Source organism: Bacillus sp. 11C (assembly GCF_055486375.1).
This window is the reverse complement of record NZ_JBUPVZ010000013.1, coordinates 111,235-122,434: the sequence shown is the minus strand read 5'-3', so window position 1 is coordinate 122,434 and position 11,200 is coordinate 111,235. Positions and strand designations below refer to the sequence as shown.

At 41.1% G+C, this 11,200-nt stretch carries 14 protein-coding genes and 1 pseudogene; 11 read left to right on the top strand and 4 right to left on the bottom strand.

The features are described 5' to 3' along the window. Positions 1-92: 92 nt before the first annotated feature. Positions 93-458 carry a DUF1433 domain-containing protein gene (locus tag ACY3LV_RS17035; RefSeq protein ID WP_253269048.1) on the bottom strand — a complete coding sequence of 122 codons (366 nt, stop codon included), beginning with the start codon at positions 456-458 and terminating at the stop codon, positions 93-95. Between the two features lie 43 nt (positions 459-501). Here ACY3LV_RS17035 and ACY3LV_RS17030 point away from each other — a divergent pair, with 43 nt between their 5' ends. The 5 genes and pseudogenes from ACY3LV_RS17030 to ACY3LV_RS17010 all read left to right on the top strand — a co-directional run bounded on the left by ACY3LV_RS17030 (position 502) and on the right by ACY3LV_RS17010 (position 3,692). Beyond that, entirely contained in the window at positions 502-1,923 is a 1,422-nt protein-coding gene (locus ACY3LV_RS17030) for a lipase (RefSeq protein ID WP_464864203.1), read from the top strand. Positions 1,924-1,935: 12 nt separating this feature from the next. Then, complete coding sequence (locus tag ACY3LV_RS17025; RefSeq protein ID WP_333560531.1) at positions 1,936-2,241, top strand: hypothetical protein; 306 nt, start codon at positions 1,936-1,938, stop codon at positions 2,239-2,241. A 31-nt stretch (positions 2,242-2,272) separates the two neighbouring features. Beyond that, a pseudogene (locus ACY3LV_RS17020) lies at positions 2,273-2,398 on the top strand (preQ(1) synthase); the annotation flags it as partial. A 139-nt stretch (positions 2,399-2,537) separates the two neighbouring features. Continuing rightward, positions 2,538-2,960, top strand: coding sequence for a hypothetical protein (locus ACY3LV_RS17015; RefSeq protein ID WP_148963756.1), 423 nt, complete (start codon positions 2,538-2,540; stop codon positions 2,958-2,960). Between the two features lie 441 nt (positions 2,961-3,401). After that, positions 3,402-3,692 (top strand): DUF3219 family protein, encoded by a 291-nt coding sequence (locus ACY3LV_RS17010; RefSeq protein WP_333560530.1) that lies wholly within the window; start codon positions 3,402-3,404, stop codon positions 3,690-3,692. Between the two features lie 113 nt (positions 3,693-3,805). On the opposite strand, the gene ACY3LV_RS17005 is transcribed toward ACY3LV_RS17010, so the two are convergent. Then, positions 3,806-4,000, bottom strand: a complete 195-nt coding sequence (locus ACY3LV_RS17005) for a YkvS family protein (RefSeq protein ID WP_010328531.1) — start codon at positions 3,998-4,000, stop codon at positions 3,806-3,808. 164 nt (positions 4,001-4,164) lie between these two features. Here ACY3LV_RS17005 and ACY3LV_RS17000 point away from each other — a divergent pair, with 164 nt between their 5' ends. From ACY3LV_RS17000 to pfeT, 5 genes are all read left to right on the top strand, one after another. After that, on the top strand, positions 4,165-4,359 hold the full coding sequence (locus ACY3LV_RS17000) for a hypothetical protein (protein ID WP_148963754.1): 195 nt from the start codon (positions 4,165-4,167) through the stop codon (positions 4,357-4,359). A 297-nt stretch (positions 4,360-4,656) separates the two neighbouring features. Further along, a complete protein-coding gene (locus ACY3LV_RS16995; protein WP_464864202.1) occupies positions 4,657-5,283 on the top strand; it encodes a cell wall hydrolase in 627 nt (208 codons plus the stop codon). A 117-nt stretch (positions 5,284-5,400) separates the two neighbouring features. Then, on the top strand, positions 5,401-6,738 hold the full coding sequence (ykvU, locus tag ACY3LV_RS16990) for a sporulation protein YkvU (RefSeq protein WP_333517736.1): 1,338 nt from the start codon (positions 5,401-5,403) through the stop codon (positions 6,736-6,738). 50 nt (positions 6,739-6,788) lie between these two features. Next, positions 6,789-7,286 carry an endospore biogenesis thiol-disulfide oxidoreductase StoA gene (gene stoA, locus ACY3LV_RS16985; RefSeq protein WP_333560528.1) on the top strand — a complete coding sequence of 166 codons (498 nt, stop codon included), beginning with the start codon at positions 6,789-6,791 and terminating at the stop codon, positions 7,284-7,286. Between the two features lie 235 nt (positions 7,287-7,521). Continuing rightward, positions 7,522-9,435 (top strand): metal-transporting ATPase PfeT, encoded by a 1,914-nt coding sequence (pfeT, locus tag ACY3LV_RS16980; protein WP_148963751.1) that lies wholly within the window; start codon positions 7,522-7,524, stop codon positions 9,433-9,435. A 36-nt stretch (positions 9,436-9,471) separates the two neighbouring features. Here the strand turns inward: pfeT and ACY3LV_RS16975 are convergent, their stop codons facing one another. Then, positions 9,472-9,675, bottom strand: a complete 204-nt coding sequence (locus ACY3LV_RS16975; protein ID WP_148963750.1) for a hypothetical protein — start codon at positions 9,673-9,675, stop codon at positions 9,472-9,474. 163 nt (positions 9,676-9,838) lie between these two features. On the opposite strand from ACY3LV_RS16975, the gene papB reads away from it, so the two are divergent. Next, entirely contained in the window at positions 9,839-10,933 is a 1,095-nt protein-coding gene (gene papB / locus ACY3LV_RS16970) for a di/tri-peptidase (protein ID WP_464864201.1), read from the top strand. A 50-nt stretch (positions 10,934-10,983) separates the two neighbouring features. Here the strand turns inward: papB and ACY3LV_RS16965 are convergent, their stop codons facing one another. Continuing rightward, entirely contained in the window at positions 10,984-11,109 is a 126-nt protein-coding gene (locus ACY3LV_RS16965) for a hypothetical protein (RefSeq protein ID WP_277986990.1), read from the bottom strand. Positions 11,110-11,200 lie beyond the last annotated feature (91 nt).

Sequence of the window (11,200 nt, the reverse complement as noted above, 5' to 3'; positions counted from 1 at the left end):
AATCACCGATAAACTATCGGCAATTGGCTGTTTGAAAGGTGTTTTGATCCCTGTCTCAAAAACGGGGGTCAGTCCCTGTGAAGGGGTGTTTTTTAATATTCACATGGTTTTTCTTCGCATTCTGGCTTTTCTTTAGCATCAACATACGATGAAGTTATAGTGTCATTTGACTTGTCATAAATCCCCCAAAACTCTTTTTCTTTGTTTCCGTTCAAATACCCCTCTGCATTAATACCGCCCATTGGATCTATTTCATATTTGTCCGAGAACTCAATTTTATCTATACCTTCATAGTTAGCATTTATGTAATCAGTCATTCGTTTTTTAGCTTTATCAAATAGTTCTAGTTCTGCAGTCTTAACTTTTTCTTGCTTTTCATCATATTGGTGTTTCATGTATATTCCCCCAAGTGTTATAATGATGATTGCTGACAACAGGATAATAATGTATTTTTTCATAAAACCATCCTTTCAGTGCTTATTTTACATGAGGAGTGTGTCAATGTACATGAGCAAGAAGGCTAAGGTTCCTAATATATCTGACCAAGATTATTATAGTATGAGTCAACTAACTTATCGAGATGAGTATTTGAAAAAACATTTCTCGAAAAAAATACCCGTTAAGATTAATTCAGGAAAACAATATTTTATAGATAAAATCAAAAAAGACCCAGACACAGGGTTAGATGTATACGTATTTGTCCAAGCCAAGAAAAAAGAAGGCAAATGGGTAAAACCAAAAGAACCAGAAAATGTTGTCGTAGGTTTTCAAGGAACAAATCAGGAACAAATTAAAGCTGATGTTATAAGTGCAGATGGCGGAAACGTAGTAATGGGCAAAGATCCGAAAAAGAAAGTCCAATACATAATGAAAAAAGATGCATCTGAAAACTCTAAAGCTATTGCCAAGTATAACGGCAGTATGGAACAAGCAATGATGATTAAGAGCGGAGAATACAAAATTGTCACTAAGACATCTCAATTTGATCAAGGTGATAAGCTCGTTGCCAATGAAGTGAAAAAGTATGCTGGTACTAACACAGTGATTTCGACAACAGGTCACTCACTTGGAGGAGCAGATGCGGAATACGCTGGTGTAAACAACGACGTTTACAGTGTGGCTTTTAACAACCCTTCCATCGTTAAGCTGCATGATGAAGAAACACAGAAGAAAATCAGAAATGGCGAATTTGATTTGTATCACAAAGCAATCATTAATCCTGATGATATGGTGGGTTCGGGCTGGTTTTTAGAATACGACCGACACAACGGAACAACTATATACACGAAAGACCCAAGCATCGCACGTCAAGATCGTGCAAACCGACTTAATACGTCTCTAGGTATTCCTGGTGTTTTAGGGAGTCTTATTACCTCCTTCTATGGCCAAGCATTTGCAAAAAATCCTGATACTCATAGTTTAAATGATTCCAACTTTAAATTTGATAGGAATGGTAATATCCAAAGTGTTGATGACAGCAACGGAGTGTATAACCAGAATATCGAATCGTTCTCATCTTATTCAGGTATGAATGGACAAACCATTAAAGTGGATGCTAAGTATGCAAAAGAACTGGCTAAACGTTTACAGGCAGCTATCGAAGACTTAAAAACAAAGAAACAAGAAATTGAACAATTCCCTCATGATCACAGCAAAATGGTTTATGACGTAAAATCGATTTGCGGGAAGAGATTAGGAGAATTCAAGGATCTAGATCCAAGTGATGTTGATAAAGCTGTATTGTTTCACGCACCTTATGTGAAAGATGGGGCAGCATTTTATGACTCAGAAGAGCATTATCAAACTGAGGCTTCTCTTCACTACTTGATAAGAGATTTAGAGGATATCAGTGAGTTCATTGTTAAAATGGCTGAGGATTTAAAAGATAAGGATAATGAACTAGCAAGCTGGTTACGGTTGTAAGGGGGATTTAAATTGCCATATGGAGTTAATATGGATGCAGATGAATTTTACAGACGGTTACAACAGAATGAGGAATTAAAAAAAATTGTGGGTACAAGTTTAAAAACTCATTGTCAGAACCTAAAGGAAGACACAAAAAACGCATCAGATTTTTCTTCAGCACAACAGGTTATAGCTGAAGTGTATGTTGCTTTACTCTCTTCATTTGAAGGGAAAGCGAAAGAAGCGTTAGTACAAAGGCTTAATGAAAATGCGACTATGTTGACAAATGCCATAGAGAACAGAAGTGCTTTTTTGAGGAGTATTAAGGCTAAATAATTGAAATAACCCCCTTCACTATAGATGTGAACCAAGAGGCGGAATTTCCATTGACCCGTACACGAACTACGGAAAGCCGGGCACGAAGTACGAGAAAATGGCGGAATACCGTATGATGAACCATGACTTGTATCCGGAGACGGTTGATAATCGATGATGAATCCAAATGTTATGTCATAGACGTGTGTAATAGCACGTCTATTTTTTTGATGCTCAAAGTACCCCAATTCGTCTTTTTTGAATTTTTATTTCCTTAATATTGAAATCGGATTATAATATGGAAAAGGGGGCTGCTGATGAAAAAATTATTGGTTTGTATGTTGTTATGTCTTGCGCTAAGTTTGAATGTCCAAACTACGATAGCATTGGCTGCTAAAGATGAAACAAAAGTCAGTTTTATTATGACAAAAGATCAAACTGGTTTTTTTATAGCAAATCATAATAACCCTTATGATCCAGGATGGCTCTATTACAGATTTACAATATTGAATGCAGAAGGGTGCACGCTTACCATGAAACTGCAGAGGATGACATTAGGCGGAGATTTTATTACGATAAGTGAGAAAGAGTTTACTGGCAACCATTTTGATTATAGCGCCGCCGATTATATACCGGGAACCAAGTTGAGAAACCATTACTTGGACATTACGAAAGGATCTGGCTGCGGAAATGTTAGCATCGAAGGCTATTACGGTGCTGAATATGAGGGGACTGACTGATTGTCAATCAAGGCGAGGAAAAGAGCTTGGCTCGATTAAAGGCGGGTTTTTGTCAGACAAATGAGTATCTTCGCCTATTATATATCAACAACATGATCCGAGAGAAAAAGGTGAACGTCCGCTATCTTGTATCCGTATCTGCACTGCCGAGCACATATCTTTTCGTTTTATCCTCAAAACCATCTCCTAAAACCGTATTCATTGCTGGGCCTTATGTAAAAAAAGACGAGTGAATCCGGGGGGAATTCCACTCGCCGCTTTCTCATGAAAAGACGGGATGCTGGATGGCAGCTCGTCTGTTTTATTATAATTTATCGAACGTATGTTTGTAAAGGTGTCTTTTCTAAAGAAATGGTTAACATAACGGGTGTCAGAACAGATTCATTGTAAACGTTCGCTAAGGTATGCTAAGATGCATGGACTTTAAAGGAGTGATACGAAGTGAAGACATTGCGATTAAACGATGTAACGCTAGAAATGGATGCATATAAAGTGGAAAGCGAGCCGAAGCGCAAAATCGCTTTCACCCTAAATGTTACAAGTGAGACTTACCACGATATCGCTGTCCTGTTATATGATAAAACGTTCAACGTCGAGGTTCCTGACGAGAATCTTGCCTTCCGGGGTGAAATCACAAATTACTCAACGGCAATGACCAACCTGTATGAATCAGGATCCGTCAGTGAGTTCCATATAGAAATAACGGAAACAGACCAAAACACCGATTCATAATCGGTGTTTTTTTATGTAAAAAAGCTGCCGGCCGGCAGCTTTTGAGAAAGCGAATTTCATATGTAAGGTGTCTAATTGTCGGTCTTGCAGTTTTTGCGAATGAATGTGGGAGATTAGGAGGTTTTATAGGAGTCTCTGATGATCTTATAATTCTTATGATTAACAACTGTCAATGAATCTAACTCAAGATCCCGGTAGTTATCCATGATCGTCACATCAACAATTACAGAATTCTCATTTACTTTTTCAACAACACCGGTTAATCCATTTTTAAATTCAATGACGTTTCCAACCTTAGCGATTTTCACAAGCTTCCTCTCCTTTTAACATAATAATGCCTTTTGAAAGTATTTTGCAGTATTTTCATTAAGAAGTAAAGCGATAAGGAGTTTTATCTCCCTAACGAATTGTCCTGAGGCGATAAAGATGATATATTGATTTTCGTCAAAAGAAAGAAAAGGGGGAATTTTCGTTGCGTCCCGAAGAGATAATAGAAATGATTGAACAGCTGCGCACCGGCGCAATAAACGAACTGAGAGTCCAGAAGGAGCATTTTCTGGATTTCAGGGCCGTGTTATCCAAACAAGATGATTTTAAACATTTCCGAGGAATTGCCCAGCAAGGCGGAGATGTGATATTTCAATACTTAGAACAGTCAAGAAGCTGAAGGTTTCTCAATTGTGAGAAGCCTTTTTATCATATATGACAGGATACAGGCTCTTTATTACACGAAGCTGTAACAGGCGTAAATAAAATGTAAAACGCCAAAAATGGATAAACATGTTTCGGATTGACAATATTTATAGAATTTCAGGCTGTTTTTCTTCCATTAACAAGTCTGTCATCCGGTATATTCCATCCTGATGCCTCCTTGGGAGAGTTGGAAAATCTTTTTCCGTGAAAATGAATGGATCTCTTGTTAAGGTTATGAAGTGTTTTTTGAGCACTTTAAGGAGGAAACTGTATGACGACGAAATTCACTGCTCTGGCTGTTTTTCTTCTTTGTTTCATGCCTACAGCAAAAATTGAACATACACAAGCTTCACTAATGAGCACAAAGAAGACAAAACAAGAAGCCAAATGGCTTACACATATAAAGCGAGACACAGAAAGATCTTTCCCTTCACTGTCTGCTGATAAGGACGAGAAAAAAATAAAACCGATCAAGCTATCAACAAACACTGAAAAGAAAGAGAAAGACAAGCCAGCCAAAACAAATGAAAAGAAAGAAACATATACTCATTCTGAAAAAGAGTTGCTGTCCCGTCTCGTTCACGCAGAGGCAAAAGGAGAATCATATAAAGGCAAGGTCGCTGTAGCAAGCGTTGTGCTGAACAGAACAGAGAAAAAAGGTTTTCCTGATACCATAAGAGGCGTGATTTATCAGACAAACGCCTTTGAACCGGTTTCAAACGGAAGCATTAATCAAAAGCCTGATAAAGATTCAATTGCTGCTGCCGAAGAAGCGCTGTCCTCAGAAAATAGAGAAACAGATGCCGTATTCTTTTATAATCCGAAAACAGCGTCAGATGATTGGATTCGCTCAAGAAAAATTGTAGAAAGAATCGGCAGGCACGTTTTTGCCATCTAAGCATAGAATAGACAATTTGTCTCTTCTATGCTTTTTTTTATATAAAGAGTAAAAATAAAATAATTTTTGAACTTGTCTCATATGATGTTGGTAGTACAAGAGACAAGGAGAGACATCATGAATCGATTTGTAAAAGGGATCATTCTTTTATCCATTGCCGCCTTTTTCGCTGAATGCCTTGAATTTGTCGTGAATATGATTTTGGCGCGGGAGCTTGGCGAGCATGGGATGGGACTTTACATGAGTATATTGCCTACGATCTTTTTAATTATCGTCATCGCAAGCCTGGAACTGCCGATTTCGATTTCTAAATTCATTGCCGAATCAAACCCTAAGCTACATGAAAGCATGCTGAGGCACGCTTTCAGAATGACAGCCGTTTTTACAGCGTTTTCTACTGCCGCCGCCAGTATTGCGCTTCCGTTTATTCCCGTATTTGATACATACCACCCGTTTATTAAAGGGATTGTCGTTGGCTTAATTCCTATTGTCGCTTTTACTTCAATCGCCAGAGGCTACTTTATGGGTGTGCAAAAAATGGGAAAGATCGCAATTGCCAATGCGCTGAAAAAAATCATTCAGCTCTTGTGCTTATTCCTCTTTTTTCAATGGTACTCATTCGAGTTGGACATGGCCGTGCTGGTTTCCTTGTTTGTCCTAGTCGTGAGTGACGTGGTCGTGCTTGTTTATTTATATTCACAATTTATCATGGCGAGGCGGGCGGTATCCGGCCAGCAGCACATTCATTTGCGCGGAAAGGATGTAAGGAAAAGGCTGCTTGCCGTTTCAATTCCTACAACAGGACTGCGTATTTTTCATGCCGTTGTCAATGCGATTGAACCCTTTTTAGTAAAAGGGGCGCTTTTGGCAGCGGGCGTTGCCGGGACAGCGGCGATTGATCAATACGGAATGCTCGCCGGTGTGGCTGTAACCATAGGTTCGTTCCCTGCTTTTATTGCCCATTCGTTAATGGTTGTCATGATACCGAATATTTCCGAAGCTTATGCGCTTTCACAGTATGACATCGTATTAAAAAGGCTGAAGCAGTCGATTTTTATTACACTTGGCTATGGTATACCTGCTGTATGGATCATGTTTCAGTTTGCAGGACCCCTGACACATTTATTTTTTCACTCTCCTGAAGCGCAGTATTACTTGCAGCTGTTGTGGCCATACTTTCTCTTTCATCTGTTTGTCATGCCGCTGCAGGCGTGCTTAATCGGGATGGGGTTTGTGAAAGAAGCTTTTTATCACAATGTATGGAGTCATATCGTTGCGCTAAGTATGATGTATGTGCTGGGATCAATGGAGAATCTGCAAATGCTCGGTATTATCCTAGGGATGAACACCGGCATGATTTTGCTGACGAGCCTGCACTATGCCACGATCTGCAAAGCGCTGCGAGTATCTGTTTTCCTTACAGGAGGAAACAGAACGCCGCGAATTGAAGGATGATAAAGAAAAAGCGGGGGCAAGCTAATTGAAAAGCATGAAAGGAAGATTCCATGTTGACGAAGCGTTTGCTTACTGTATGCCTTATGTTATTGGGGATGATTGCGTTTTTTCCCGATGTGGCAGCCGCTGAGGATAAACAGCCTGCAGTTCCCGCTGTTTTTCTTATGAAAACAATAGAAGGGGAGGATATCTCGATCCCGAATAAAGGACATAAAACGATCCTGCATTTTTGGACATCGTGGTGTCCGCCCTGCAAAAAGGAGCTTCCCCAGTTTCAATCATATTATGATGCCCATCAAACAGACAGTGTAAAGCTGGTAACGGTGAATTTAGTGAACGCGGAACAAAATCAGCAAACCGTTGAAGACTTTATTAAAGCAAACAAGCTGACATTTCCGATTGTTCTTGATTCAAAAGGAGAATTGATGAAGGAATATCATATCATAACGATCCCAACTTCGTTTTTGCTGAATGAAAAGGGCGAAATTGAAAAAACAAAAGTAGGCCCGATGACGGCAGAACAACTGAAAGAATGGACGGAAGAATAGCTGAGAGCATAAACTCTCAGCTTTTTTCATATCATGACGAATTGGATAAACATTAATGATAATTATTATCAAAAAGAAATTAAAATAATTATAATTGAAATTCTCTTCGTGCGTGCTATAATAAAGGAAGACATCGAGAAATAATTGACGATAAAGCTGCCTTATGGGCGGCAATTTTGTTTTTATAAAGGAAATGAAGATGATTTACGTTCTCAATTAGAGAGGGGAATTTAATATGAATGAACAGGTTATCGCTCAACACGATCCGCACGAGCCATTAAAAACAGAACAGAGAGAAAAAAACTGGGCGCAGCATGCCGAGCTTATTGCAGCACTCGTGTCAGGCGCTCTTATTTTGGCCGGATGGCTTTTATCCGGACATCAAGTATTATCAGTAACGCTTTACTTGCTGGCTTTTGTGATCGGCGGGTTTGCTAAAGCAAAGGAAGGAATCGAAGAAACGTTCGAATCCAAAACATTGAATGTAGAACTTTTAATGATTTTCGCTGCCATTGGTTCCGCCTTGATCGGATACTGGGCAGAGGGTGCTATTTTAATATTTATTTTTTCCTTAAGCGGAGCTTTAGAAACATACACGATGAACAAAAGCAGCAGAGATTTAACTTCTTTGATGCAGCTTGAGCCAGAAGAAGCGACACTGATGGTCAATGGCGAAACCAAAAGAGTTGCGGTTTCCGACTTGCAGGCCGGTGATATGATTGTGATCAAACCTGGAGAACGAGTAGCGGCAGACGGTGTCATTGAATCGGGCTCAACAAGCCTTGATGAGTCAGCATTAACAGGTGAGTCAATGCCTGTGGAAAAAAACACCGGTGACGCTGTATTTACGGGGACTGTGAATCGCAACGGCTCCTTGACCGTCCGTGTCACAAAAGCAAATGAAGATTCGTTATTCAGAAAAATCATCAAACTGGTTGAATCTGCGCAAAGCAGTGTTTCACCCGCGCAGGCTTTCATCGAACGATTTGAAAATGCCTATGTAAAAGGTGTGCTGATTGCGGTGGGGCTCTTGTTATTCGTGCCGCACTTTGCGCTGGGGTGGAGCTGGAGTGAAACCTTCTACCGCGCAATGGTGTTTATGGTTGTCGCCTCACCTTGTGCGCTTGTCGCCTCTATTATGCCGGCGGCGCTTTCCTTGATTTCAAATGGCGCCCGCAACGGTATGCTTGTAAAAGGAAGCGTCTTTCTTGAGCAGCTGGGCTCTGTGCAAATGATCGCCTTTGACAAAACGGGCACTGTAACAAAAGGCCAGCCTGCCGTTGAAACTCTTAGAATCGCAGAAGGATTCAGCGAAACGGAGGTTCTAGAGGCCGTCTATGCCATCGAAACACAATCAAGCCATCCGCTCGCTCAAGCCATAACAGCGTACGCTGAAAGCCGCGGCGTGAATCAGACCGGCTACATATCTATAGAAGAAACATCAGGGTTTGGTGTTATGGCAGAAGTGTCGGGCGCGAAATGGAAGATCGGTAAAGCGGGTTTTATCGGCGAGGAAAAGGCAGCACAATTTATAAATCAAACAGCATCAGAAGTCATTCAAAGCGGCCAAACGGTTGTATTTGTGAAAAAGGATGATCAAATAGCGGGCTGTATCGCACTGAAAGATCAAATCAGGACTGAAGCAAAAGAGGTCATGGAAGAATTGAACCGACTAGGGATTAAAACGGCCATGCTGACAGGAGATCATGAGGACACGGCTCAAGCAATAGCGAAGGAAGCCGGAATGACAACTGTTGCGGCAGAGTGCCTGCCTGACCAAAAAGTGAATGAGATCAAACGATTAAAAGAAGAATTCGGAACGATTGCAATGGTCGGTGACGGAATCAATGATGCGCCGGCCCTTAAAGCGGCGGATATCGGCATTGCAATGGGCGGCGGGACAGATGTCGCTCTTGAGACCGCTGATATGGTCCTCATGCAAAATGATTTGAAAAAGCTTGTAAACATGTGCCGCTTGTCACGGAAAATGAACAGGATTGTCAAACAAAATATCGTGTTCTCTCTAGCTGTGATCTGCCTGCTGATTTGTGCAAACTTTTTACAGGTGATGGAATTGCCATTTGGCGTGATTGGTCATGAGGGAAGTACAATCTTGGTGATATTGAACGGGTTAAGGCTTTTAAAATAAAAACAGCAGTCCAATCGGGCTGCTGTTTTTTACGGATTAAATTTTACCTTCTTTTTTGTCTTGATCAGATCTTTTCGTAACCATGATAAGCGCAAGGATGCAGCAAAGGAAACCCGCTGCACAGCCTATGATCGAGCTGTAATAATAAAAGCCGGCCATCTTCATACCGATAAAAGGAGCCGAAATCCCCAAAACCGTTAAGAGCATGATTGCTTTTCGTCTGAAAAAATTCATCAGCAAAACGGAACAACTCCCTGCGATTGAACTCTACTGTCAGTATACAGGATGAGGGGAAGGAAATAAAATGGATCGGAAAATGAAGGCCCCGCGAAAGGCAAACACCTGTAAAACCTGTTACAATGGAAGACAGAACGATGCATTGAAATGGCAAGGAGGACAAGAAGTGAATAGAATACAACGCGTCTCTTCATGGCTGAAGGAACAGGGGCATACTGCCGCATTTATTCATACGAAAGAAAATGTTTTTTACTTAACCGGTTTTTACACAGAACCGCATGAAAGATTGATGGGTTTATTTATTTTTCAAGAAGAGGAGCCTTTCTTTGTGTGTCCCGGTATGGAAGCAGACCAGGCCCGCAACGCAGGCTGGAATCATGAAATCATTGGCTATGCGGATCACGAAAATCCGTGGGAACTGATAGAGAAAGCCTTGAAAAAGCGAAATGTCAGCATACATACACTCGCAGTAGAAAAGGATTCGATCTCACTATCACGCGCAGATCAGCTGAAGCATTCTGCCGGCGGGGCTCAGTTTGTATCAGCAGAAGAAACACTTAACCAATTTCGCCTGATTAAAGACGACAAGGAAATTCGTTTGCTGAAAGAGGCGGCGAAGCTTGCTGATTACGGTGTTGAAGTTGGCGCAGCCGCTTTGCGTGAAGGCATTAGTGAAGTGGAAGTGCTCGCTCAAATCGAGTATGAGCTGAAGAAAAAAGGAATCCAGGGCATGTCATTCTCCACAATGGTTTTATTCGGAACAAAATCAGGCCAGCCCCACGGAAACCCGGGTTCAGCCACATTGAAGAAAGGTGATTTTGTTTTATTTGATCTCGGTGTTATTCTTGACGGCTACTGCTCTGATATTACAAGAACGTTTGCATACAAGACCATCAATCCGAAGCAAGAGGAGATTTATGAGACGGTGCTTCAAGCGGAAAAAGCCGCGATGGAGGCAAGTAAACCCGGTGTCAGAATCGGCGATCTTGATTTAACTGCCCGAGGAATCATTGAAAAAGCGGGATACGGAGATTATTTTCCTCACCGGCTGGGGCACGGACTTGGGATTTCTGTCCATGAGTACCCATCAATGAGCCAAGCCAACGATACATTGCTGCAGGAAGGCATGGTCTACACGATCGAACCGGGGATTTATGTGCCTGAGATCGGCGGCGTGCGCATTGAGGATGACGTTCATGTAACAAAGGACGGAGCGGTTGCTCTGACCCAATATCCAAAGGAATTAATCATACTGCCGTAACAGGAAATAAAAAAGGACTTTGTTCTCGACATCGTCCTTTTTTGTCTGCATTAAATAAAAAAATCATCAAATGTTCGAAATGGTTTAATTTCATGTTTTTGGTCGAGAGGTTTTACAGCAAGGCAGCTGCCGCCAAGAACAGTCAGACATAACCCGATTAAAATGAAGAAACCCATGTAATCTTCTCCTTTCAGCTGAAAACATAAAATATGTCTGGTATGTTCATATCATATTGTATGAAACGCATTCCAGATCAAGGGGATTTAG

Coding starts and splice junctions, on each gene's coding strand:
- ACY3LV_RS17035 (WP_253269048.1), bottom strand. CDS start 458: ATGAAAAAATACATTATTATCCTGTTGTCAGCAATCATCATTATAACA.
- ACY3LV_RS17030 (WP_464864203.1), top strand. CDS start 502: ATGTACATGAGCAAGAAGGCTAAGGTTCCTAATATATCTGACCAAGAT.
- ACY3LV_RS17015 (WP_148963756.1), top strand. CDS start 2,538: ATGAAAAAATTATTGGTTTGTATGTTGTTATGTCTTGCGCTAAGTTTG.
- ACY3LV_RS16995 (WP_464864202.1), top strand. CDS start 4,657: ATGACGACGAAATTCACTGCTCTGGCTGTTTTTCTTCTTTGTTTCATG.
- ykvU (WP_333517736.1), top strand. CDS start 5,401: ATGAATCGATTTGTAAAAGGGATCATTCTTTTATCCATTGCCGCCTTT.
- stoA (WP_333560528.1), top strand. CDS start 6,789: ATGTTGACGAAGCGTTTGCTTACTGTATGCCTTATGTTATTGGGGATG.
- pfeT (WP_148963751.1), top strand. CDS start 7,522: ATGAATGAACAGGTTATCGCTCAACACGATCCGCACGAGCCATTAAAA.
- ACY3LV_RS16965 (WP_277986990.1), bottom strand. CDS start 11,109: ATGGGTTTCTTCATTTTAATCGGGTTATGTCTGACTGTTCTTGGCGGC.